General features: G+C 44.2%; 22 protein-coding genes. 5 read left to right on the top strand and 17 right to left on the bottom strand.

The genetic code is table 11. From position 1 onward, the window contains the following. The first annotated feature begins 109 nt into the window (after window positions 1-109). A complete protein-coding gene (locus tag CEF21_RS10580; protein ID WP_164462158.1) occupies window positions 110-571 on the top strand; it encodes an RDD family protein in 462 nt (153 codons plus the stop codon). Between the two features lie 300 nt (window positions 572-871). Then, window positions 872-1,486, top strand: a complete 615-nt coding sequence (locus tag CEF21_RS10575; RefSeq protein WP_123916139.1) for a DUF6944 family repetitive protein — start codon at window positions 872-874, stop codon at window positions 1,484-1,486. A gap of 74 nt (window positions 1,487-1,560) precedes the next feature. Here CEF21_RS10575 and CEF21_RS10570 read toward each other — a convergent pair whose 3' ends face one another. From CEF21_RS10570 to CEF21_RS10520, 11 genes are all read right to left on the bottom strand, one after another. After that, window positions 1,561-2,328, bottom strand: coding sequence for a SurA N-terminal domain-containing protein (locus CEF21_RS10570; protein WP_123916137.1), 768 nt, complete (start codon window positions 2,326-2,328; stop codon window positions 1,561-1,563). A 692-nt stretch (window positions 2,329-3,020) separates the two neighbouring features. Continuing rightward, on the bottom strand, window positions 3,021-4,307 hold the full coding sequence (locus CEF21_RS10565; RefSeq protein ID WP_123916135.1) for a helix-turn-helix domain-containing protein: 1,287 nt from the start codon (window positions 4,305-4,307) through the stop codon (window positions 3,021-3,023). 12 nt (window positions 4,308-4,319) lie between these two features. Next, window positions 4,320-5,369, bottom strand: a complete 1,050-nt coding sequence (locus CEF21_RS10560; protein ID WP_123916133.1) for a dihydrodipicolinate synthase family protein — start codon at window positions 5,367-5,369, stop codon at window positions 4,320-4,322. Continuing rightward, complete coding sequence (locus tag CEF21_RS10555) at window positions 5,370-6,386, bottom strand: NAD-dependent epimerase/dehydratase family protein (RefSeq protein WP_123916131.1); 1,017 nt, start codon at window positions 6,384-6,386, stop codon at window positions 5,370-5,372. It lies immediately after the preceding gene. A gap of 234 nt (window positions 6,387-6,620) precedes the next feature. Continuing rightward, window positions 6,621-6,860 carry a hypothetical protein gene (locus tag CEF21_RS10550; protein WP_123916129.1) on the bottom strand — a complete coding sequence of 80 codons (240 nt, stop codon included), beginning with the start codon at window positions 6,858-6,860 and terminating at the stop codon, window positions 6,621-6,623. Next, window positions 6,860-7,129 carry a hypothetical protein gene (locus CEF21_RS10545; protein ID WP_123916127.1) on the bottom strand — a complete coding sequence of 90 codons (270 nt, stop codon included), beginning with the start codon at window positions 7,127-7,129 and terminating at the stop codon, window positions 6,860-6,862. The genes CEF21_RS10550 and CEF21_RS10545 overlap by 1 nt, the downstream gene beginning before the upstream one ends. Window positions 7,130-7,204: 75 nt before the next feature. After that, window positions 7,205-8,452 carry an MFS transporter gene (locus tag CEF21_RS10540; protein ID WP_123916125.1) on the bottom strand — a complete coding sequence of 416 codons (1,248 nt, stop codon included), beginning with the start codon at window positions 8,450-8,452 and terminating at the stop codon, window positions 7,205-7,207. A gap of 173 nt (window positions 8,453-8,625) precedes the next feature. Next, on the bottom strand, window positions 8,626-9,111 hold the full coding sequence (locus CEF21_RS10535; RefSeq protein WP_123916123.1) for a GNAT family N-acetyltransferase: 486 nt from the start codon (window positions 9,109-9,111) through the stop codon (window positions 8,626-8,628). 44 nt (window positions 9,112-9,155) lie between these two features. Continuing rightward, window positions 9,156-9,986 carry an endonuclease VIII gene (gene nei, locus CEF21_RS10530; RefSeq protein ID WP_123916121.1) on the bottom strand — a complete coding sequence of 277 codons (831 nt, stop codon included), beginning with the start codon at window positions 9,984-9,986 and terminating at the stop codon, window positions 9,156-9,158. A 206-nt stretch (window positions 9,987-10,192) separates the two neighbouring features. Continuing rightward, window positions 10,193-13,213, bottom strand: coding sequence for a DUF6359 domain-containing protein (locus CEF21_RS10525; RefSeq protein WP_241156816.1), 3,021 nt, complete (start codon window positions 13,211-13,213; stop codon window positions 10,193-10,195). Window positions 13,214-13,541: 328 nt separating this feature from the next. Continuing rightward, entirely contained in the window at window positions 13,542-14,951 is a 1,410-nt protein-coding gene (locus CEF21_RS10520) for a sigma-54 interaction domain-containing protein (RefSeq protein WP_123916119.1), read from the bottom strand. Between the two features lie 185 nt (window positions 14,952-15,136). Between CEF21_RS10520 and CEF21_RS10515 the strand changes: the two genes are divergently transcribed. Further along, window positions 15,137-17,017, top strand: coding sequence for a hypothetical protein (locus CEF21_RS10515; RefSeq protein WP_123916117.1), 1,881 nt, complete (start codon window positions 15,137-15,139; stop codon window positions 17,015-17,017). 299 nt (window positions 17,018-17,316) lie between these two features. On the opposite strand, the gene CEF21_RS10510 is transcribed toward CEF21_RS10515, so the two are convergent. The 4 genes from CEF21_RS10510 to CEF21_RS10495 are packed head-to-tail and all read right to left on the bottom strand — an operon-like array spanning window position 17,317 to window position 20,965. Continuing rightward, window positions 17,317-18,090 carry a 3-hydroxybutyrate dehydrogenase gene (locus CEF21_RS10510; RefSeq protein WP_123920151.1) on the bottom strand — a complete coding sequence of 258 codons (774 nt, stop codon included), beginning with the start codon at window positions 18,088-18,090 and terminating at the stop codon, window positions 17,317-17,319. 27 nt (window positions 18,091-18,117) lie between these two features. Then, window positions 18,118-18,768, bottom strand: coding sequence for a 3-oxoacid CoA-transferase subunit B (locus CEF21_RS10505; RefSeq protein WP_481747650.1), 651 nt, complete (start codon window positions 18,766-18,768; stop codon window positions 18,118-18,120). Between the two features lie 18 nt (window positions 18,769-18,786). Further along, a complete protein-coding gene (locus CEF21_RS10500; RefSeq protein WP_123916113.1) occupies window positions 18,787-19,491 on the bottom strand; it encodes a CoA transferase subunit A in 705 nt (234 codons plus the stop codon). A gap of 28 nt (window positions 19,492-19,519) precedes the next feature. Next, window positions 19,520-20,965, bottom strand: a complete 1,446-nt coding sequence (locus CEF21_RS10495; RefSeq protein ID WP_123916111.1) for a GntP family permease — start codon at window positions 20,963-20,965, stop codon at window positions 19,520-19,522. A gap of 394 nt (window positions 20,966-21,359) precedes the next feature. Between CEF21_RS10495 and CEF21_RS10490 the strand changes: the two genes are divergently transcribed. Together CEF21_RS10490 and CEF21_RS21275 are read left to right on the top strand one after the other, a co-directional pair. Then, window positions 21,360-22,082, top strand: coding sequence for a type II toxin-antitoxin system SpoIISA family toxin (locus CEF21_RS10490; RefSeq protein ID WP_123916109.1), 723 nt, complete (start codon window positions 21,360-21,362; stop codon window positions 22,080-22,082). Between the two features lie 26 nt (window positions 22,083-22,108). Beyond that, window positions 22,109-22,276: a hypothetical protein gene (locus CEF21_RS21275; RefSeq protein ID WP_164462157.1), complete on the top strand. Its 168-nt coding sequence runs from the start codon at window positions 22,109-22,111 to the stop codon at window positions 22,274-22,276. Between the two features lie 267 nt (window positions 22,277-22,543). On the opposite strand, the gene CEF21_RS10485 is transcribed toward CEF21_RS21275, so the two are convergent. Continuing rightward, window positions 22,544-22,750: a hypothetical protein gene (locus CEF21_RS10485; protein WP_123916107.1), complete on the bottom strand. Its 207-nt coding sequence runs from the start codon at window positions 22,748-22,750 to the stop codon at window positions 22,544-22,546. Between the two features lie 222 nt (window positions 22,751-22,972). Continuing rightward, on the bottom strand, window positions 22,973-23,758 hold the full coding sequence (locus CEF21_RS10480) for an STAS domain-containing protein (protein WP_164462156.1): 786 nt from the start codon (window positions 23,756-23,758) through the stop codon (window positions 22,973-22,975). Between the last annotated feature and the right edge of the window lie 74 nt (window positions 23,759-23,832).

Raw genomic sequence — 23,832 nt, 5'->3', positions numbered from 1 at the left:
TCTCATCATAATGTTTAATCAGGACGTTTATCCTGTACTTACTCAGGGTAAATAAAACCATAATTTACTATATTTTACTATATTAATTGAATGAAAGGAAGGGATTCACTTGATTCATGAGCGATACGCTGGGTTTTGGATCAGGGCATTAGCTCAGCTGATTGATTCGGTTTTGCTGCTAAGTCTTGTTCTTGTTGCATTAACGGCTACTTTCCTCATTCCGGATACAATGGTGAATACAATTGTCCGGAGCATTATTTTTCTTCTATGCATCGCCGCGTCCCTCTATTATCAAATTACGATGCCGGCTTCTGTTTATCAGGGGACATTGGGAAAATACTGGCTTGGATTAAAAGTTGTCAGCGCTTCGGGAGGAAGAATTACGGTTAAATCTGCAGTGTTAAGATACATAGGCCTTTATCTTTGTGCCTCCTTCCCCTTTCTTTTTCTGTTTGTCGCATTCAGCAGCCGGAAAGAGGGGCTCCAGGATCTGATGGCACGAACGCACGTATTGAAAATGAAAAAAAAGAACGTATTCGCTTCTCCGGCTCCGATGCAAGTTCAGCCATAGCCCTGAGCCGCCCCCCTCATGCAGGGGGGCTTTTAGGTTTGTTCAGGCAAACCGCTTTTCAGCAACGTGACTGCTGATTGAAGCCAGCCGGTCATCCCAGGGTAAAAGGTAAGTCTTCACGACGCTTTGCACATGCGGGTCTCTCCCGCTTCCCTATCCAATGGCAAGAAGCAAAAGGATCCACAGCATGCATAATCAATTAAAATAAACTTTTCCTTAAATAGAAACATGTGCATAGCCAAACGGCGATCAGTCTGAATACAATGAAGCATACATATTTTTCCCTGGGAGGCGTAGGATGTGGCTGGCTATGAGATACTGCTGGAAATCACCGGAGCATGGATTCAATCAATCGGAACGGCCATCGCTGCTGCGGGGGAGACTCTTGTAGCCGGGAAGGAATCCGAATACGAATTGGGCGAAAAATTAGTGGTCATCGGAAACGGTGTTGAAGCAACAGGTAATGCACTGCAGGCCATTGCTTTATCCACATTGGGGACCCGTCCGTTCTCCGTACTTGGTTCATGGCTTCAGGCAGCCGGAAATTCTACAAACACGGTTGCTGGAATTCTTTTATTAAGAGGAGAGGAAACCGCTGGATTGAAGCTTGATATTTTAGGCGATTCCATTCAATCAGCCGGTGCAGCCATTGAAGCAAACTTTGTGGATGAAAGACTTCCATTTGCAGAAGCCATTGTAATCGGGGAGTATCTCCTTTCACTCGGAGCTGCACTTGAAGCCATTGGGGCGGCATATTTGCTTCAAAAGAAAAAGGAGAAAGGAAACGCGCTTCAGGCTTTTGGCAGCTATTTAGAATACGCCGGAGCGACCCTTGTCGCTGCCTCTTTGACGAAAGGCTTTATATGGTACGGCAATGAGGAGGAGAACCAGTTTGTCTATCCCAGGCTCATATGATGACAGACGAACGGTTCTGAGATGATTTTCATTTGAAGAAAAAGGGCCGACCCGAATGAGTCAGCCCTTTTGTATTAAATCATTACTTCCACTTTTGCTGTTTTTTTGAGCTCTTCCACCTTTTTGCCGAGTGTTTCGTTTTGTTTTTGCTGAGTAAGCTGCTGCTTAATTTGAGGTTTTACTTCTTCAAGCTTCGGCGGTTTTTGGCCGCCTTGCTGGGCGAATTGATTATAATAGTCCTCAATCTCTTTATCCGTTATTGCCGGTGCAGGAATTTCTTTCTCCACGTATTTGTTCATTTTTATGCTTTCTGCTACTTGCTCATTAAGCTGTTGTTCATTCATTTTCTGCATTTTCAAAGCTTCCTGGAATTTTTTCTCATCATTGTTGTATTGCTTCTTAATCTCATCGATTTGTTTCTTCACTTCGTCATCAGACGCTTTAAAGCCTTTTTTATCTGCTTCCTGCATCAAAAGATTTTGACCGACAAGCGTATTGACCGTTTGATCTTTTACTTGTTTCAGCGCTTCTTTGGCAGTGGGGTCCTGGCCCATTTGCTGCATTTGCATTTGAGTAGAGGAGAGTACACTATTATAGTCGCTTCCTGTTATCTTCTGCCCGTTTACCGTAGCAACCGTCTTTTTATCATCCACTCTTTGCGCTTCCATTTTCTTTTGCATTTCTTCCATTTGTTTTTGCTGCTCTTTTTGACTTGGCTGATCCGATTTAGACTGTTCTTCTGATTTCTTTGGCTCTTCCTTCTGTGCCTGATCCTGGGCTCCGCATGCGGCCAAAACCACGCTCATTAATCCTATGATGAGAGGATACATTATTTTTTTCATCTTTTCTCCTCCTGCTGTATTCAATTTAAAATCGCTACAGTTGGCATTGTATCGGACTGGCAATAAAAAAGAAACCATATCCGCCCAATTGTTATCTCTTTGCAACGTTTTGTAATACTGCACGGCTTTTGTAATAGTCATTCCATAAATTACAGCATTTAAACCTTTAAGCTTAAGATTTTCATACGATGCAGATTCTCACGGAACCTATTCGGCTGATTGAATTTACCTTATAGACCGTCCGCCCTCACTTATACGCTTTGGGACAGAGGGTTTCTGTTCAATGACAGGCGATCATTCCACACCTTTTTCTCTGATTCAATCACTTTAATCCGGGCATACCCGTTCTTCGTCCATCTTCCTGATTCGTCCTTTTTCTCACGTTTCCTCTTCTGCCATTATCCATAGCTGAGAGCTTCATCTGCTGAGAATGAATTGCGTTGATCATTATGTACAATAGTTCCGACTGCATATATAACCTTGTTCATCACTCCAATCCCCATCCCCTTTTCCGTTTGCCAAAGTATAGAAGAAACAGCTGCACCGCCTCATAATGCAGCGAAAATAAAAACTGCCGGACGTCATTGCCGGCAGTCCGGTTTATTCTATAGCTTTTGCTGTTGATTTGCGCTGCACTCCGGTTTCCGCTCCACTAACAGGTGTTAAAAATCAGCAGCACGCTTTAACATCGCCTATTCTAAAGAAATTCGATATAACTGGCGCGGACGCCCCCTTGTCTTCAGCTTCTCTTCTCCAGCAGCAAGAGCAATGCCCGCTTCTGTCCACTGAATTATCATCCGGTTGGCGGTTCTCGAAGTAACTCCAAGGATCGAGGCCATTTCCTGAGCTGTAAACTGTTTTTTTCCTGTGCGAAGAAGTTTCGCAAGCGTCCTCTCCAGATGGACGGCTGTCATCCCGGCTTTTTTTGCCATGTTTAATAAAACATCATCTGCCAATGACAGCCTATAGACGAGTGGACTGGACCATTCGAGCGGTCCAACCGCACTTTTATCTTCTCTGACAATGAAACATTGATTTGGCCCATATTCTGCTGCCTGACGAAGCGCAATTCTTGAATGAGCGCCGGCTTCACTTGCTGAGTATCCAAATCCAATCCCAATATGAAGAGTCATTTGCCCGTTTTTCTTTGTTTCCTCTAAAATCGGGATGGTTTTAAAGCCTTCGGTCACTCGCTCAAAGGCTCCTCTTGTTGTAACGAACACATAATGCTCACCGCCTAAATCTGTCAGATGTCCCTCAAGGCTTTCGACATAACGGAGGATTTTCGCATGCAGCTGAAGTTTTTGCCTTTGAACGTCATGCTCGGATGATGCTTCCATTAACCCTTCATAATTCGTAATGCGCATCATCCCAATTACAATCTGGGCCTCCAGACTTTTTCTTTTCTCGGTTGCAAGCAAAGCCCTCTCCAGCGCGACCACGATGTCTCCCTTTGTCGGGATCACCCAAACAGCCGGAATCCCTTTTGCTTCAAGTTCTTCCGCTACTTCCTTTTTTCCTGTCAAAACAGCTGTTGCCTTCCATTCCGCTGCTTGCTTGAGATGCAGGCCGGATGAAGGATACTCGACCGCTTTCACCCAATCGGTTTGTTCATCGAGATCCTCTAATGCTCCGGCTACCTGTTCCGGAGAAAGCGTATCAATCGAAAGCCCCGACAATAAATGGGTTTTATTTTTCAATAAATGAATGGCACGATATAAACCCGATCCCTTCAGCGGAATATAGTGGGCAGGTATAGTAAATGCACATGTCTTCAAAGCTTCAATATAAGGAGTCTTACCGGAAAAAAGGAGGATATCCGCCTCTTCCATCAGTTCTGCTGCAAAGACTGCTGCATCCGCCAGGCGGTCTGAGAGTCTGAAAACCGGCGTGAGTGATGGAAAATCCTTTACAGCCGAGCGAATGCTCTCACCGATTTCATGAGGACCGATAATTCCTATGACTATGCCTCGATTCATGATCTTTCCCTCCTAGCGGGACCCGGTCCATTCATTCAAATGTGAACGGATAAAGTCATCATCATGCAAATGCGTGTATTCGCTATAAACACGGCTGATTTCTTCCGCTTGGCCCGTGCTAAGCCGTTCTTCCGGATCGAGACACCAATTCCCCTCCATTAGCCCTTGTCTTTTCAAAACTTCATTGATCCCTGCAATACACCCTCTGAATTGATTGGCCGAATCAAAAAAGGCCGCATTGGCATCCGTAATTTGGGTTCCCTCCGCAAGCAGCTCGAGGATCCCTTCTCCCGTTTGCTTTGCCGTTTTGATTTTTTCAAGCAGGCCAACCGCTTTTTGTGTCCAAACAGCCCAATGTCCGAGCAAGCCCCCTGCAATCTCTTTTTCGACTGACCTGCCGTCAATGGTAAATCGGAATGAAGTGAGCAGGTCGGCTACGATATTATCGTCATTTCCAGTGTAAAGCGCAATCTCATCCCGTCTTTCTGAATGGCAGACAGCTCTTGCAACATCAAGTGTTTGATATCGGTTGAACGGGGCCATTTTTATCGCCGCTACACCGGGCAGATCCGCCATTTTCCTCCAAAAATGATAAGATAACACTCTTCCTCCGACTGAAGGCTGTAGATAAAACCCGAATACTGGAAGAATTTCGCTGATTTGCCTCGTCCTCTCCAGCAGCTCATCCTCTGAATAATCCGTGAGGCCGCCGTTGCTTACAAGTACAAGATCATATCCTAAATTCCTGGCCATGATGGCTTCTTCCAATGCCTGGCTTAACGGGCCGCATACCCCGGCGATTTTTAAAAAGGGGCGCCCAATATCCGCTGTCTCTTCTGCTGCCATTCTCAGTACAGGCTCAAACAAACCGATTTCGGGTTTCCTTATTTCAAATTGGGTCGTGTGCACGCCGACAGCCATCCCTCCGGCCCCGCTTTCCATGTAATAGCGTGTAAGCGCCCTTTGCCTTTTTTCATCCAGCTTTCGGCTGTCCGTTAATGCAAGAGGATGAGCCGGAATGACCGTTCCTTCTCTCAATAGCTTCCATTTAGATGCATCCATTTAATAAGCCCCCTGCCGTTCCTGAAAATGAGTCGGTTTATTTATGGTCTTCCCATCACCCAGGACCCAATCCGCTGTCCAGTCAATCATGTCCAGGAGCGGTACATTCGGATAGCCAAACAGCTGATGGGATTTTGCGGCGTTGCTGATTAAAGCAGCCGGCTGTTCTTCGCCAGTAAATTCGGGCTTTTTATTGAATCGTTTTCCGAACTGACCGGCCAGCCAGCGGATGCTTACTGTTTCAGGCCCGGTGATATTTAGAATAACCGGCGGAGATTGGCAGTGAAGAAGAGAGCGGAGCGCCATTTCATTCGCATCCCCCTGCCAGATCACATTGACATGCCCCATCGTCACATCAATCGGACGTTCTGCATGCACAGCTTTTGCTACCTCCAGCAGCACGCCGTACCTCATATCAATCGCATAATTTAAACGGAAATGAACCATCGGTATCCGGTAGTGATGGGAAAAATAAGTAAAAATCCGTTCTCTTCCCAGGCTGGATTGGGCATACTCGCCAACGGGACCCGGCTCATGCTCTTCCGTTGGTCCTCCTTTCTTTATTTCTGTTAAAGGATATACATTACCTGTTGAAAATGAAACAATTCGCGATTCGCGAAAATGCTCTGCTACTCTTCCCGGCAAATATGTATTCATGGCCCATGTAAAATGCTCATTCCCCTTCGTGCCGAATTTATTGCCGGCCATGTACACAACATTCGCTGTTTGTGGAAGTCCTTTTAGCTGCTCCTCCCTTAATAAATCTGCTGAAATCGTTTCGACTCCGTTTTTTTCAAGATCTTCTCTTGTGGAAGATTCCGAGAAACGGGAAACGGCTATAACCCTTTGCTTTGATCCACCGGCCATCAGGGCATTTTTTGCAAGCTTTGCCAAAGTCGGTCCCATTTTCCCTCCCGCTCCCAGAATGAGAACATCGCCGTCTACCTTTTTCATATCCTGTATAAGAGCGTCAGATGGAGCTGTCATTTTTTCCTCGACCTGCTGAATGGTTTTCATAATGGTTCTCCTTAATGAAAAAAGATTTGATAAAGATTATTCAACTCAAGGACAGTCAGCACGATAATGGCTATTTTTCCACTGTTCTTTCACGCTAATCGCAGATCCAATAAATAGACTGAATTTTCCGCTTATCATGATTTTACAATTTACAGACATGTCTTTAATAGGTCTTTAATTCTATTTGTTCCTGAACGACAAAAAACTGCCTCATATCAAGCAAGCTTCTGTCAATCAATGAGATCCGCTTGCTTCTGAGAGCAGTTTTTTTATATGATTTAATTTTCTCCGGTATTGAATCATTTGAGTATCCATTTGTTCTTTTAGATGCTCAATGGAATCGGTCGAGGTCAAATGACTGTCAGGGTAATCAGAGTCGAACATCGCATTTAGAATGCGGGTGGCTTCCGTTGCTGACTTTTCTGCTTTTTCCACTTCATGCTGCAGCCGGAGAAGCTCTTTTCTTATTTTCATTAGAAATTCCTCATCAATTGAATGGTTTTATCCATTTCCTGCTTCAGCTGAAGACCGATTGTTTTCAATTCTCTTTCAGCATCCTCCAAATCCATGGCGGCTTTTTTAAAATGAAGCGAAAAATTTTCGTCTTCGAGCTCTATTTTTTGATAAATGGAGCGGGTATCAGGAAACTTAGCAAGAAATTCTTCCACTTTATCTGTTTTATAAAGAAGAATAGCAGCTTCTTTTTTCATTGGCCATGAATTCCAACTGGTTTCTTCAATCATATGTGCCCCTCCTCCGCTGCGACGCTTTCCATATCGCAAATTTATCTGCCTGTTCATTCATGCCGATAGTTTTTATTACCCTTTTTTATCCATAGATAAAACCGTGTTTTTACGCATATCCCCTTTATTTTTGCGCAATAGATAAAAAACCATTAACATACATCCAATCATCACAAACCCCGCCCCTCCAAGCATACCCATAACCCGGTTCGGGATCCATTCCAGTAAAATCCCGGCACCCAGCATCGACAGACCCATCAATGTATTTGACATGGTGGATAGAAATCCGAAAATCATCCCCTGGTGATGTTTAGGGCTTTCTTTCATGATGAGCGAATCAAAGCAGGCGTTCCCAATTCCCGATACAAATGCCATCAGGACGAAGAGCAAGGACGCGGCGGCCGGTATTGAAGCTGTGCTTAACAGAATGAGAAAAATCCCTTCCAGAAAGAGAGTAAAAATTCCAATTTGAAGAAAGCGGCTTTTTATTCTCGGACTCACTAGAAAACTAAGCACAAGCCCCGTCCCGAGAGATCCATAGAAGAGACCTACTCCCATATCCCCCAATCGAAACTCCTGCACAGCGTATACACTGATCAACACATTATCAATCCCATTGAAGACGGGAACTGTCAGCTCAAACAGGAAAATGATAAACAGGATAGCAGAGGCGGACACCACTTGTTTTACTGTTTTTATTGACCCGATAAAAGATCTGTTCTGTCCTCCTTCTTCCTTTTCAGCTCCATACTTTGCGGGAAGCTGATAAAGAAGACAGGCAGCGGCCAGAAAGGAAAATCCATTCAGCCAAAATGTGACATCAGGCCCAAAAAAGAAGGTAACGATGCCTCCGGAAACCGAACCGGCAATCAGGACAGCTCCAAGCATGACTTGCTCTAACCCATTTACGGCTTGCAGATTCTCAGACTTGACCAAAAAAGGGATAGAAGACCTTCTGGCCGGGGCATAAATAGCCTCTCCCGCTGCCAGAAAAAAAGAGCTCACGTACGCAAGCCAAATCATAGACGCACTGTCAATAAAGACAAATGAAACAGCAAAAACGATTCTGAAGAAATCAGCTGTCATTAAAATCGTTCTTCTTGAATAGCGGTCTGCCAAAAACCCTCCAAGCGGCCCGAAAAATAAAAACGGCACAAGCCTCAGAGCCATCGCAATTCCAACAGCCATTCCAGAGCCCGTTAGATATAAAAGAAGCGACAGCAATGCAACTTGGCTGAAGCGGTCTCCAATCCCGTTTACGAGTCCCGCATAAAAAAGCCTCGCATAATTTTTTTCTTCCCGGAGAATATGCACGATTCTCATAAACCTGCCCCATTCCAATAAATTAGATATATATCTAATTAGATACTAATTGAAATAGAGAGTTTCTGCAACTATTTTCCAAAGCATAGGCAATATTAATCTTCCAATTCCTTTACCGCTCACAGAAAACATGACATCAAAAAAAAGAAACAGAAGGTTGCCTCCTCTGCTTCTTACCATTCATAACTAACGAATTCTCTCGTTTTCTTATAACCCAGTTTTTTATAAAATGAACCTGCAGCTTCATTATCTGCCCAATAATCAAGCTCGATGCATGTGATTCCGCATTCCTTCGCAAGAAGCTCTGCTTTTTCCATCAGCCTGGTCCCATACCCTTTACCTCTCACCTTTTCGTTCATACTGATTTGATGAATGTATAAAGAGCGGTAGCCTTTTTTAAATGGAGTATCGGGATATGCCTTTTCTTCCATCCACATGTACCCTGCCGGTTCACCATCCACTTCAAGGATATAGAAAGAATGATTCTCCTTCTCTGCGATTTTCTCAAAAAAATCCTGAACCGGCCTGGACTTATAGTCTTTAAACTTTTCCGGTAATAAATCGGCATGAACCTTCTGTACGTGCTTGTTCATTTTTGCGATCCGTTTAAAATCCTTCGTCTCATAAATAAGCATCCCGATCTCCTTTTTAGCTCCCATTATACATCACCCTTTATTTTCCAAACAATATTTTTCAGCTTAATTCATGGATGCGTTTTGCGCTGACAGTCAGGACAATAGTAAATTCGCCTAGAAGCAGCCATTGTCTTTTTTATATGGGCCCCGCAGATCCGGCAATGCTCCCCTTCTCTGTTGAAAACCCAGTGCCTGTATGAAGAGCGTTTGACCCCCTCTTTTTTTAACCTGGCGGCAAGTTCAGGATCTGCCGTAATCCCCCCCGTTTCATATGACCTCCATGTCAGTCTTAAGGCGGATTCTGCCGCTTGCTTCAGCTGTTCCAGAGAACAGTCTGCCGGGCGCAGATCGGGATGTATACGGGCCTCAAAAAGAATCTCACTCCTTAAATAATTACCGATGCCTGCAATAAAAGACTGATCAAGAAGCAATGATACCCATTTTCTTTTGCAGAAGGACGTTGAAACAAACCGTTTAACTAGCTCATCTGCTGTTACTTCGTCATTTAATAAATCCGGACCTGCCTTTAAAATAAATGGATGTTTGTCTGCTTCTTTATCCGTCATAACCAGGATATCGGACGCACTGTATAAAAGGGCGGATTTCTTCTCCGTATGAATCGCCATTCTAAGCTGCCTGTTCGTTTTCGGGTACGTATAGGAAGAGCGGATAAACCATTTCCCGTAAAGCTGATTATGAGAATAGACGGTATAGCCATTATCAAACCGGATCAGCATGGCTTTTCCCTTCGTCTCTATCTTTTTCAGTTGAGCGCCCTGAAAAAGGGATTCATACTCCTGCAGAGGCTCCAGTCCGAAGAATACTTCCAGAATGGGTGCATTCATAACCGCCGCTTCGATTTGATCGGCCGCTCTCCTGATTTCCGGTCCTTCCGGCATATTGATCACCTCTTTTAAATCATTTTCTCCAAATATTCAGGTGAATTCAAACATTCCTTATCAATCTAGCACATCTTGATAGCCCCTCTACTAAAAATCAGTGCTTAATTTCCCTTGGTTGCCACGGAGCCCATCTGAATAAAACACCAAAACCTGTCTGCACAAAAAAAAGACCTGCTTTTAATCAGCAGGTCTTTCATTACCTATTAACGTGTGCAAAGCTTATCAAACTGCTCTTTATTTGTATATGGAATTTGATCCAGGATGCTGCAGATTCTTTGTCTTGAACTAAAGTCGACTTGAATTAAGAGCGGGTCATGATCGCTTGCGCGGCCCTGTTCTTCCATAAATGAAGAGTTAATGTGGACGATGTCCGCTTTCGTTGTCTCGGCAAGGTGTCTGGACACTAGAATATGGTCAAGAACCTGTGAATTTCCTTGATATGTGTAAGAGTATCTTTCTTCAGGTTTAATTTTATCAACCATATTTGCAAGTTCAGACCCTTTTAAAATATCGAAGGTTTTAGAGAACTCGAAATCGTTGAAATCCCCTAGTACAATCATGTTCGCTTGCGGGTCCTTCTTTTTAACATCTTTGACGAAACTGTTGATGATTCCGGCAATTTGATGGCGCTGGATTTCACTTTTTAGTTGCGGAGGCTGATTTTTTCCGAATAGCGGCTCATCTCCGCCCTTTGAATTAAAATGATTCGCAATCACGATTACGTTTTCGCCTCTGAATTTGAACTGTGCAGCAAGCGGCTTCCTGCTGGATTCAAACGCTTTGTTGCCCGGGTCAATTCGTCCTGGATTTAAAGTAAGCTTTCCTTTTTCATAGCCGACAGCCTGAGTGGCCGTCCCTTTTGTTCCCGGTGCAAGTTTTACCCGTTTTTCGTTATAAAGGAAGCCTACACGAATGTTACCGCCGGGCTGGCCTCCGTCTTTTTTATCTTCGGGGGCAATATCTGTATAAGAATATTCCGGGCCTCCAAGAGCTTTGATTTTATCAATCAATCTTTTAAAGCTTAAGTCAGCGGCTGTAGTTCCTGAATCAGCCGGACCGTCATTATCCTGCATTTCTGTTAAGCCTACAATATCGGGACTTTTTAAATTGTTCACGATTGCTTGAGCCAACTTTGTCACTTTTTCGTCACGATCTGCAGGAGAGAAATTCTCTACGTTGTACGAAGCAACCGTCAGTTCATCCTTTTTGCTTTTGATTGCAGTGATTTCGCGTTCTGTTTTTCCTTGTACAAATTCAGGCAGCTCTGTTCTTTGGCTTAGTATTTTATAATTACTAAAGCCGTAGCTTAAAACGCCATTTACCGTACCTTTAAAATAATCTCCTGTTTTAGCCAGAAACGAATTGTCATTGATATCAATAATGAGGCGTTCAGGATTAAAATCATCCTTCGTTGCCCGAAGACCACCGCTTACTGTGTTGGTCTCAACCGTTCCGGGTACAACGTTTAATTCTCCGTAATTTTGCGGAGCTATGATTTTCGGATTTTCGACAGCCACTCTCATTCCTTCAAGGCTTTCATAAAAATCAATTCCATCTTCTTCAGGATCAAATGTTCCAAATTGATCGTTATCAATAATTTGAGTTGGGGCTTTCCGGTCCTTTCCAATGACAACCGGCTCAGGCAAAGGCATCCCTGATGCAACTTTTGTGATTCCTGCAGCATTGATTTCTGTTACAGGCAAATCGGTTTGCAGCTTCTCGCTGTATCCCTCAAGCACCCATTCTTTAACCTGTCCGCTTACTTTGACGGAATCTCCTGACTGTAAGCCATGAGCACGTTTGTAAACCAGAACCCCTTCGGATGTATGATCATTTTTATCCGGATTCATATCCTGCATGTAAAAATTATTGCTATCTGCTACATAAGTCACTATTCCTTCTACATCCGATACGTTCTGATTATTGAATGGTGAATGATGAGTTTCACCCTGAATATCATGAATGCGGACGGAAGCTTTTTGAATTTTATATTCAAACTCACTCATCTCACTGCTTTTAAATCCGCTTTTCATAGCAGCTGCTTTGATAACTGTATCTTTTTCTATTTTAATTGGACCTGTATATTCCTGACTTTGTTCGGAAGGCTCGGTTCCATCCAGCGTGTAATGAATCACTGCTCCTTCAGTTCCGGATGTCAGGGTTACTTCAGTCCCTGCTTTCACCAAGCCTGGAGCTGGGTTTGCGCTCACCGGGAGAACCGCTGAGGAATCTTCAATCACATCAGCTGCGGTTCTGGGTATGAGTTTGTATTCATTAAAATTGTAGTCCACAACCCCTGTTATGGAATCATATTTTTTCCCTTCTGCGAGCAGAAAGCTGTCTGCAGGTTTAATGACAAACTTTCCTTTTGAGTCTGATGCAGAAAAGTTGCCATTCATGTCCTTCATTCCAACCTCTGCGTGGGTTACAGTAACAAGTTCCCCTTCTGTTTGTTCATTTATATCCTGAGAAGAAACAGCCTGTGGAGCAGGAATACCAGCGCCTTCCTTTACCACCACAACTGTGTCTGAACTGGCAGGTTCTAGCTGAGGCATCCCAAAATAGTCATTTATTGGGCCTGATGCTTTAATTTGATCTCCTGCTTTTACTTTTGATTCCAATCCTGTTCCTCTCACAATGATGCCTGCTGTTTCATCTTGGACAAAAACATTGTTCTTCCCGCCTGCCGTAAAAATGGCAGTGACTGTTCCAGTTATAGCAGCCGTTGTTCCTTTAGGAAGGATACGGGCACTTGCTATGGATTTCTCTTCAGCTGGAGGAAGTGTCGTCCCGCCTGAAAATTCTATCTTGCCGGCATTTTTCACGCCAGGCATTCCGTTATAGGCTAAAAGTTCACCGGTTACGATGATTTTCTTGCCGATATTTCCCGGATTGGACTGAAGTCCAAAATTAGCACGGAATCCGGATGGAAGCTGAACGGAGACCATTTTATTCACATCTTTTTCGGTACTGCTGTCTGCAATGGCTACATTGTAATCATTGCCAAATGGGGGATCGTATTTAACTGATTTGACCCCTGACGTATGGGCTACTATGTATCCTTCTACTGTGGCAGTCTGGCCATTGTTGTTGGCAATAGCCTCTGCAACGGTAAGATTATCCGCTGCTTTGGTCGTATTCGGAAACCATGGCGTCAGCATACTGAAAATAAGTGCACATACGATCATTACCTGGATAAACGATTTACCTTTTTTTTCGATCATTTTTATCCTCCTCTGGGAAAATCCTCGTAAAAAATATATATCAATGTTACTGGGATTTCTATGTGATTCTTGTAAATTTTCCTAGAAGGAATGTAAATTAAATGACGGCGTTTGTCTAATGACGGAACATAAGTAGGTCTTTTGTAATCCTCTGACTCATTTGATTTTAGTTCAATGAATTTTCATGATGTTAAAAATAATTATTCAACATGCATGATACATTTGAATCTTTTTTATTTAGTAAAATTTCCGCAAAAAACCAATCCTTTTCCAATAATTCTTAAGAATCAGTCCTAAAGAACTGTTTTTCTCAATGTTAAATTTACAATCAACGAATAAAATATTGTCTGCATTTATCATATAAACTCGTTTTCCCTATCCCTAATAGCCTGGCTGCTTCTGTTTTACTGCCGCCGGATTCTTGCAGGGCATGTTTAATTGCTGTTTTTTCTGCCAGACATACCGCTTCCTTTAAGGAAACCGTTCTCTGAGGGGAGACAATATATTTGTCGGGAAGAGGCCGTTCTGTACGAATGACTTGTTCTTCCTCTCTTAAATACAAAGGCAAATGCTCCGGAAAAATCACATGTCCGTCTAATACATTGACGGCACGTTCCAGCACATTCTCAAGTTCACGGATGTTTCCAGGCCAATGATGCCGGGCAAGGCACAGGGCGGCCTCATCTGATAAATTCAGGCCGTACCGGTGGAATTTTCCCTCGAGCTTTTTAAGGAGTGCGGCACTGAGCGGACTAATGTCTTCGATCCGCTCCCTTAAAGGGGGAATATCAATTTTTATTACATTCAGCCGGTAATACAGATCGTGGCGAAACTCTCCCGCTTCCACCATCTCCTCCAGGTTCCGGTGGGTGGCAGCAATGACACGGACATCAATCCGGATCGGCGCCCTCCCTCCGATTCTTTCAATTTCGCGTTCCTGAAGGACTCGTAAAAGCTTGCTTTGCATTTGCAGGGGAAGGTCTCCGATTTCATCCAGAAAGATGGTTCCGCCGCTCGCGAGCTCAAATTTCCCCTTTTTTCCGCCTTTTTTGGCTCCTGTAAATGAGCCTTCTTCATAACCGAATATTTCAGACTCAAATAATTGTTCAGGAATGGATGCACAGTTAATCCTCATAAATGGGGCGTATCTTCTCCCGCTTGTCTGATGAATGGCATGGGCAAACAGCTCTTTTCCTGTACCCGATTCCCCCAGCAGCAGAACAGCTGAATGACTGTCTGACACACGCTCCGCTAAAAGCTTCGCCTCTTTGAACTTCGTGCTTTCCCCGATTAAATCTCCAAAATGATACTTGCTGTTTAATTCTTTTTCAAAACGGTTTTTATAGTAATTCAATTCTTCCATAAGCGGCTGCAGTTTTCTTGAATAATCCATCCACTCTTGCGGATTACGGAACATAACTGTCCCAACCGCTCCCACAAGCTCTCCATCGACAAAGAGCGGATAGCGGTTGGCGATCATTTCACTTCCATTGATGGGATGAATGGATGCCACTTCTGGCTTTCCGGTTTTGGCTACGATTTGCATTCTTGAGTTTTCAATAACCTCCTGAACAGGCTTTCCGATCGCCTCGTCTGCCGTTACATTCAGAAATTCACAATAAGCATGGTTTAAATAAAGAATCATTCCTTCATGATCGACCACAACGGTGCATTCGGCAGCAAGATTGATCACTTCCTCCAGCCACTCGGATGGTATCAGCTCCACTAATCCTTTCACATAGCTCCCCTCCTTTGTCAGCGCTTTCATTCTTACCCTATCATAATGGCAGTTCGCTAGATTAATCAACACTCTTCCTCATATGGAAGAATTTTTTCTCCTGTGAAATGAAAGGGATGATATACTGTTTCAGTAGCCTGTATGGATGCTGCCAGAGTAATGAAGTGAATGTGAGGAATCTTACGGTGAAAAAATTCGTGCGACTTGCGCTCAGCTTTCTCCTTGTTGGCGGTTTTGTTTATGGTATGAGCAGGACTCCCCTCGCTTCTGCTGTTACACAATTTCACAGCGCCGTCGTGACAGGGCAACAGCTAAAAACTAATACAGATAAATATCATTCTCTTATCGCAAAAGAGAATCTTGAGGAAATAAACCGCCATTATGATGGACTGATCAAGAAGCTTGAAGAAACCGAAGCTGCGATCGGGAAAGTCCCTGATCAGAAACTCCGGGGGACGTTAAATAGAAAATATGTTAAACCAGCTAAAGTAGCCAAAGAAGATACGATGTACCGGATTTCGCAGTACCGGCTGGCTCTGCTTATTGAGAACAGACTGAATCAGGCGAGCCTTGAACAAGTCAGGTCTGATCTAAATAAACTGCATCGTCTCGAAAGACGGAATATGGACGAGCATCCAGCGGAGTCCGGAAGCATGCTTTCCGCTAAACGAATCAGGCTTGAACAGCAATTCCTCGATCTGGACCGTGCATACGATGTGAACAATCCTTATTTTCTGTTCCCCCAGCTGACTTCCCTCAAAGACCGATGGCCCCGCTTAAGTGAAAAAGGAAAAAGCGATGCCCTGTCAAATGATGCTTGGACGATGAAAGAAAAAACGAAGTATTTAGGCTATTTGCCGAAGCATATCGGGTTTCTTTATCACGTAACAAAAGACCGGGCCTATAAAAAGATGCTTAAAGACATGATGCCTTTGTATAAAAAGAATTATATAAAAAATGGAAAACTCCGATCAATGGATTATCAGGCTTCAGGCTGGTGGTACCGCGACCAATTTGCAAGGGACAGCCGGGGATTGCTGGAGGCTTATCAATATACGAAACTGCCGGAAATATTGGCTATGGTCGATAAGCAGGCAGCTCTCTGGATTGAAAAAGTGCCTAGAAAGAGAAACCTGGGATATACCGTTTTTCCATACGGCATTTCCGATAAGGGCGAAATTGGCCCTTATGAACTGAATCCAAATCAGAATCTTCAAGTGGCTTCCCTATTTTCCGAGTTATACTGGGAGCCAAAATCAGCCTTTTATCAAAGCTCCCTTGCAAAAGACATTGTTTTTAACGAAACGGAAGCTGTGCTTGCCCTTCAGAAGAAAAACGGTTCACTCCCGCTGACACAGAACCTTACTCTTGTAGAAGATACTAATTACGGAGGATATTCTGGCGATATGCTCTACCAGCTTGCCCAGGTTTGGGGGAACAGGAAATGGATGGAAGCAGATGTAAAAATCGGAGAATGGCTATTTAACGAATACACAAAAGAGCATCCATGGAACACACCGGATGATGCTCCGAATTATGCAATAGACCGGAATAGCAGTTTTAATCTAATCAGCCGGGTATTGCCCTTCTATGCAGCAGGTATTCCGGATGATTCCGTCCGAAACTGGATTCATTTTTCTGAAACCCGTTTTCCCGATGAAAAGCTTTACTTATTGGAAAGATGGTATATCGCGCAATCCATTCCGAGAGATTATCTGGACCCGGACATCACCCGTAAAAATCAGCTTCCGCCAAGGATTTATGCGGAAGCCTCCCGCCGCTCCGTTTCGGCACGGATCATTGCTGAAGAGATATCCGGCTTACAGATTACGATTGCAAGAGAAGAAGATTCCAAGGTTTCATCCATGCTCTCCACTGTGGAGGATGTTCAGAAAGAGATCCCTCTCCAGGCCGGAAACTATGTTATTTCCTTTAAAGCAGCAGAATCGAACGGAACTATCTCCTCAGCCAGCAAGACATTCACGCTTCCAGAAGCAACCTCTGTTCATGTTGATGTCTTGCTTTTCGACCGGAGCCATCGGTTTCATGAGAAGATTCAAAGATAAAAGGGATTAGCAGGCACCTTTCCCATGCAGTGCCGGCTTTTTCTGTTTTATTTTTTTATATAAAGTCTCTGTTAAACTTGGCTGTTGATTGCAGCTAGCAGGCGTTCGCTTTCCGCGGGGCTGGCGGTGAGCCTCCTCGCCGCTTTCCGTCTGTGGGGTCTCACCTGTCCCGCTGCTCTCAGCTCGGAGTCTCACGCCTTCCGCTGCAATCAACAGGTGTTAAAAATCAACATTATGCTTTAACATAGCCTACATAAAAAAGCTGACACGATTTTCACTTCGCCGTGTCAGCTTTTTTATTATTGCACCGTATACCCGCCATCCAAAACAACTGCCTGCCCCGTTACACCCCTTGCTTTATCACTCGCAAGGAAGACGGCATAGTCGGCAATTTCCTGAACATCAAGGAGACGCTTTTGCGGGACGAGAGGATAAATGACCTCTTCAAGAACTTTTTCCAATTCAACCTTTCTCGTTTTGGCCAGATCTGAAAGCTGATTGCGGACAAGCGGTGTATCCACATAGCCCGGACAAACGGCATTGACGGTGATGCCATGCTCTGCCCCTTCAAGCGCAGAAACCTTTGTCAGGCCGATCACGCCATGCTTTGCGCTGTTATAGGCTGCCTTTCCGGCAAATCCGATCAGTCCGTTAATGGAAGCCATATTGATAATCCGTCCGAACTGCTGTTTCTTCATGATGGGGAATGCGTGCTTAGTCGCAACAAATGGCGCAGTAAGCATCACTTTAATCAAAAATTCAAAACGGCCGGTCGGAAACTCCTCAATGGGGGATACATGCTGAAGGCCGGCATTATTCACAAGAATATCCAGTCTCCCATATCGTTCCATGACGGTTTCAATGGCTGAAACAACCTGATCCTCATTTGTTACATCACAGGCTGCGGCAATTGCCTCTCCTCCCGCCTCTGCGATTTGACGGGCAGCGTCCTCCGCTGCGTCCGCTTTTAAGTCTGATACGATGACAGATGCACCCTGTAATGCAAATTCCTTTGCGATTTCAAATCCGATTCCGCTCGCTGCGCCTGTAATCAGGGCCACCTTTTGATTCAGTATCTTTTCCATGTCCGGCTCCTTTCCTTAACGGGCAGCCAGGCATTTCTGGCTGATTGTGAATGACGCTTCTGTTCGTTCTTTTACCTCCTCGATTGTTGCACCTTCCTGAAGCTCCACCAGTTCCATATGACCTTCATGAAAATCAAAGACGGCAAGCTCCGTAATCAGACGGTGAACGACCTGCTTTCCTGTCAAAGGCAGGGTACAGGAAGATTTCACTTTGGATTCACCATGCTTATTAACATGCTCCATAATCACGACAATCCTTTTTGCGCCATTTACGAGGTCCATGGCACCGCCCATTCCCTTCACCATCTTACCGGGAATCATCCAATTGGCGAGGTCCCCTTCTTCTGAGACTTCCATTCCTCCAAGGATCGCCAAATCAATGTGTCCGCCGCGGATCATTGCGAAGGATTCAGCACTGTCAAAATAGCTCGCCCCTGGTACACTCGTCACCGTTTCCTTTCCGGCATTGATCAAATCAGGGTCCTCTGCTCCTTCAACCGGATATGGCCCTATTCCGAGCAGTCCGTTTTCCGACTGGAGCAAAACATTGTAATCAGCCGGTATTTCGTTGGCTACAAGGGTCGGCATCCCAATTCCAAGGTTTACGTTCATGCCGTCTTTAATTTCTTTCACAGCTCTTTTGACCATTTTCTGGCGATTTTCCATTATTTCATTCTGCCTCCTTTACCTTGCCTGAAGTACGGTTCGGCGCTCAATGCGTTTCTCATAATTCCTGCCCTGGAGTATATGCTGGACGTATATTCCCGGCGTATGGATTTCATCCGGATCAAGCTCGCCCGCTTCTACAATTTCTTCCACCTCGGCAATGGTTATTTTTCCGGCCATCGCCGCAACGGGATTGAAATTCCGCGATGTTTTTCTGAACACAAGGTTTCCGAGAGTATCTGCCTTCCATGCTTTTACAAGGGCAAAATCCCCTGTGATACCCCGCTCGAGGATATACGTTTTCCCGTCAAATTCCTTATGTTCTTTTCCTTCGGCTACTTTCGTTCCCACTCCGGTTGCTGTGTAAAAGCCGGGAATCCCGGCTCCGCCTGCCCTCATTCGTTCTGCAAGCGTACCTTGGGGAATCAGCTCTACTTCAAGCTCTCCGCTTAAATATTGACGTTCAAATATCTTGTTCTCCCCTACATAGGAGGACATCATCTTCTTTATCTGATTGCTGGCAAGCAGCAAGCCAAGACCCCAGTCATCCACTCCGCAGTTGTTGCTGACAACCGTCAAGTCTCTTGTTCCTTGTTCCTGAAGAGCCAATATGCTTTTTTCAGGAATTCCGCACAATCCGAATCCCCCGACAATCAATGTATCTCCGTCCTTAATTGGTTTAACCGCATCTTCAAACGAATCCAGGATTTTTCCTTTTCCCATGATTTTCTCCTTTCCCGGGTGCCAAGAATTAAACGAGGCCCGTTAAGCTGTACAGACCGATAATGACAAAAACAGCGAGTGTTTTAATGATGGTAATGGCGAAAATATCACGGTAAGACTGGCGGTGAGTCAGCCCCGTAACGGCAAGAAGGGTGATAACCGCTCCGTTGTGAGGAAGTGTATCCATCCCCCCTGAAGCCATTGAAATGACTCTGTGCATGACTTCCGGCGGAATATTGTACTTTTCGATGGCCTGTAAATAGGTTTCGGACATCGCACTTAAAGCAATCCCCATCCCTCCTGATGCGGATCCTGTAATCCCGGCGAGAGTCGTTGTTGTAACAGCTCCATTTACGAGAGGGTCGGTGAACGTCTGGGAAATCCCCGAGCTGACTGTCTTAAACCCCGGAAGGGCTGAAATGACTCCTCCGAATCCGTACTCTGCCCCTGTATTCATCGCTGCGAGCAAGGCTCCGCCTATCCCGGCATTCAGCCCTTCCTGAATATTGGACGTTACAGCTTTCCAGTTAAAAGCAAACGTCGCTATAATCCCGATCAGCAAAGCAAGTTCCACCGACCAGATCGCAACAACGGCGGATAATTCGATTTTCCCAAACGCTTCAAGCCCGATGGCCGAGAAATCAAAACCATTCGGATACCATTGCGGAAAAGAGACAGTAAAAAATTTATTCATCACACCGACAAGAATAAGCGGAACGAAGGCAAGAACCTGTCTTGCTGCCGAAGGATCCGGATTCGCTGACAGCGTGACCGCTTCCTTCTCCAGCTGGAGATCGTTTCCTTCCGATGATGCAGCAATCTCCGATTTAAATCCTGCATAGCCTTCGCCTGCTCTTTCCGCTTTTTTCCGCCGGGACTCCAAATAGAACATTCCAAGTGCCAAAACAAAAACAGCGCCAATAATCCCAAGAACAGGAGCGGCATAAATATCTGTTTTAAAGAAAGTAGTGGGAATCACGTTTTGAATCTGCGGGGTTCCCGGCAGGGCGTCCATCGTAAAGGTAAAGGCTCCCAGCGCAATGGTTCCAGGAATTAGACGCTTCGGTATATCTGCTTCAATAAACAAATTTTTAGCAAACGGATAGACCGCAAATACAACAACGAATAAACTTACGCCGCTGTATGTCAAGATGGCCCCCATGAGCACGATCGCCAGAATGGCTCTCTTTGCACCTACAAGCTTTACAATGGTCTTTGCAATGGATTCAGCAAGCCCTGACATTTCCACCACTTTACCGAAAATGGCACCCAGCAGGAAAACAGGGAAGTAAAGCTTAATAAATCCGACCATTTTCTCCATAAAGATATTTGAGAAAAACGGAAGAACAAAGCTTGGGTCTGTGAGCAGCACAGCAAAAAGCGCACAGATTGGAGCAAACAGAATGACCGAAAACCCTCTGTAAGCGACGAACATCAGCAAGCTCAAGGACAATAAAATAATAATGATTTCCACTTAAATCCCCCTCGTGCATTCTATATTTCCGGTTATAAAGAAAACGCTTACAACCAGTTGCTTAATATATAGCAAGAAGCGTGCCAACATAAAGAAAGAGACGAATCCTTCAGAAAATATTCACAAAGAGGACTATATCAGCATCTAAAGACCTGCTGGGAAAAACACAGCAGGAACTCATCCCTTTTCTTTTCCGCATTTGCGGAAAAACCATGGATATTTTTCCGTAAATACGGAAAATTCCGCTTTACCGGAAACGGAGTAGCGGGATGGAAACAAAATCTTTTCTGTTTAAATAGGAATTGTTCGCCTTTTGTCGAAAGGAATAAGGAGAAAGCGGGGGGATGAACGTGAATACATATAGAATAAACCGTTCCTTTTTATGGTATAATCCATGATCCTGTTCTACCAATGCCTTGTCTGGCTAGTGATTTTTATGCTTGTCTTTTATGGGGTTTCCCATTGGATTTGGGAAGAAAAGGTCAAAAAAGCCTCTGAATCAATCAGAAAAACCTGGTACCTTCTTTATCTCCTGGGGGCCGTTATTTTTTGGACAATTCATCCGGATTCCCTTTTTACCGAATGGAAAAACTATCTCATTGTTTTTACTGTTTTCATTCTTGTCGATGCCTTCCTTTTTCTCGGAATGTACATTAAGAAGCTTGGGGTAAATGAATTGGAGAGGCACACCGAAGTATTAGAAGAAAATGCAAGACTTGTACAGGAGAACAATCACCGGTTAAAAACATTTGCCAGTCTTTTGCAGAACGTATCCATTAACTTGTATCAGGGCGGACTTACTGAATATATGCTGGGGCTGAATGAGCTAATTGATTCCTTTGCAAAAAAAAATGATCTGTCATCCTCTTTCCACTCTTTTGATACAGACGAAGAAAAGGAACAGCTTCTCGGAGTCATCGAGAGAAAAGGCAGTATTCGCTCAGCCCTTGAACGCAATGAAATCGTCTATCGTCCTGAAGAAAAATCCGCTTTAATTCCGATTGAAATACAGAGTGTGACCTTCGTTCTGAAAATCAAGGCTTCTGCTGATGAAATCAACGAAGCGGATTGTCTCCTTTTTCTTTCCTTAATTCATATGTATGATATAATTTATTAAAAGAACCTAAAAGGCGGTGGTTCAAAATGAGTTCTAAAACCATTGAGCACGACTTCGGGGACAACAGCATAAAACGCGTTAAAAAATCAAGCGTCAAAACCCCTTCCGTTACCATGTCACCTCAGACGAAACGCCTGCTTGAAGCCAACAGCAAACTGCTCTCTGAGTATAAAAAAACACGGTTTTCTTCATAATAAAGATGCTCGGACTATGTCCCTGCGTCTTTTTTTATGCAGCGTGCATATAGTAAATGAAAAAGCGGTGAACCTATGGAAAAACGAACAGTTTCCTCATCGATTAAAGCGCCCCACATCCCTGATTCGCCTAAAACGAAACATCTCTGCCAGAGGAATCGGGAAACACTTCGATTTTTATCTGATTTAAAAAAGAAGTGGCTGATCGGATATTGAAGGCTGCAGCGAAAAAGGAGAGCCTGTAGTCTTTCTCTTAACGGTCCATGGTTATACAAAGTTTTTTGTGACGATTTTTCTGACCGCCTCATCAATCGCTTTTTCTTTGTTTGAATGAGAGGCCCGTGCATATTGATTCCTTCTGATCGGATGCTGTGCTACAGCTGCGAACGATTTATTCTTCTTCGTCACTTTCACCCATATCGTAAGCATATCATTGTAATTATAAGCCAAAGTTTCTGTATGCTGCGCAAGCATCTTATTTCCCCCGAAATCATTTAATTGATGTATTTTAAATATCGGTTTTATGCGCCTAAATTTCTATAGAACTATATCACTGATTTTCAAAAGGCAATAAGGGCTGAAATGACAGGAATATTCATCCCTTAATAGCCTTAAGGTCAGAGTCCGCCCGCCCGTAATAAGGGGAAAGAACTAAAAAAAGACTCCCGGAACCGGGAGTCTTTCTCTTTACCTGAGTTATTCTTTTATGCTGGCAATGGCCTGGTGAAGACTGGAAAATGATTTTACCTCAAAATTTACTCCGAGCTGAGTCATTGTGATGGCAAGCTCCGGCCGGATGCCGCTGATTTTGCTGTTGACACCAGATATTCTAAGGGCCTCAAGTACTTGAAAGATTTGCTGGGCCACCATCGTATCAATAACCGGGACTCCGGAAAGATCGAGAATTAAATATTCCAGTTTAAATTCTGCGCTTTTCTCAAGAGCTGTAACCATAAGAAGCTGAGCCCTTCTTGTATCAATATCCCCAATTACCGGGAGAATGCCAATGCCTTCTTCGATTTTTACGACAGGGATGGAAAGCTCATCCACAGCATGCTGTGCGGAAGAGATTTTTTCATCATGGGCTTTCATATAGCAAATTGAGACAAGCTCTCCTGCTTCGTCCACAACTTTATCGAAAATGGAATAAATCGAAAAAAATTGATTTACAGATAGATTCTGATTGTTGGCCTCTTCTTTCAGAATTTCTCCGATATTCTGTTTCGCTGCTCTCATTTCAGCAATCGCTGCATCGAGGGGAAGACCTAATTCGACCAGCTTGTTAGCAAAATCTTTTCCCCATACCTTCACTTCTTCTGCCGATTTTTCCGCAGAAAGGGTTAGAGAATTCGCATAGATTTCAATTAACTTCTTCCTCCAGTCATTCAGTTCCTGCCTGCTGCCTTTATTCTGGACGCTGAAAGCCTGCTGAAGGACGGTATCCTTGAAATTATCTAGATTTATATTAGCTGACGCTGCCACTGGTTCTCCTCCTTGCCGGAATACAAGTAAAAAATCTCCTACTATTTTAACGCATATCCAGCAGTGAGCCAACC

Source organism: Bacillus sp. FJAT-42376 (assembly GCF_003816055.1).
Lineage (GTDB): Bacteria > Bacillota > Bacilli > Bacillales > Bacillaceae > Metabacillus_B.
Note: the sequence above shows the minus strand (reverse complement) of the source record. Positions and strands in the feature narration are given on the sequence as shown.

Bases quoted from the DNA above. Each gene is read 5' to 3' on its own strand.
- CEF21_RS10500 (WP_123916113.1), bottom strand. From the start codon at position 19,491: ATGGGAAAAGGAAAAATCCTGGATTCGTTTGAAGATGCGGTTAAACCA.
- CEF21_RS10555 (WP_123916131.1), bottom strand. From the start codon at position 6,386: ATGAAAACCATTCAGCAGGTCGAGGAAAAAATGACAGCTCCATCTGAC.
- CEF21_RS10485 (WP_123916107.1), bottom strand. From the start codon at position 22,750: ATGCTTGCGCAGCATACAGAAACTTTGGCTTATAATTACAATGATATG.
- CEF21_RS21275 (WP_164462157.1), top strand. From the start codon at position 22,109: ATGAGTTCTAAAACCATTGAGCACGACTTCGGGGACAACAGCATAAAA.
- nei (WP_123916121.1), bottom strand. From the start codon at position 9,986: ATGCCGGAAGGACCGGAAATCAGGAGAGCGGCCGATCAAATCGAAGCG.
- CEF21_RS10565 (WP_123916135.1), bottom strand. From the start codon at position 4,307: ATGAATCGAGGCATAGTCATAGGAATTATCGGTCCTCATGAAATCGGT.
- CEF21_RS10545 (WP_123916127.1), bottom strand. From the start codon at position 7,129: ATGATTGAAGAAACCAGTTGGAATTCATGGCCAATGAAAAAAGAAGCT.
- CEF21_RS10560 (WP_123916133.1), bottom strand. From the start codon at position 5,369: ATGGATGCATCTAAATGGAAGCTATTGAGAGAAGGAACGGTCATTCCG.
- CEF21_RS10505 (WP_481747650.1), bottom strand. From the start codon at position 18,768: ATGGAAAATCGCCAGAAAATGGTCAAAAGAGCTGTGAAAGAAATTAAA.
- CEF21_RS10540 (WP_123916125.1), bottom strand. From the start codon at position 8,452: ATGAGAATCGTGCATATTCTCCGGGAAGAAAAAAATTATGCGAGGCTT.
- CEF21_RS10535 (WP_123916123.1), bottom strand. From the start codon at position 9,111: ATGGGAGCTAAAAAGGAGATCGGGATGCTTATTTATGAGACGAAGGAT.
- CEF21_RS10490 (WP_123916109.1), top strand. From the start codon at position 21,360: ATGATCCTGTTCTACCAATGCCTTGTCTGGCTAGTGATTTTTATGCTT.
- CEF21_RS10525 (WP_241156816.1), bottom strand. From the start codon at position 13,213: ATGATCGAAAAAAAAGGTAAATCGTTTATCCAGGTAATGATCGTATGT.
- CEF21_RS10570 (WP_123916137.1), bottom strand. From the start codon at position 2,328: ATGAAAAAAATAATGTATCCTCTCATCATAGGATTAATGAGCGTGGTT.
- CEF21_RS10550 (WP_123916129.1), bottom strand. From the start codon at position 6,860: ATGAAAATAAGAAAAGAGCTTCTCCGGCTGCAGCATGAAGTGGAAAAA.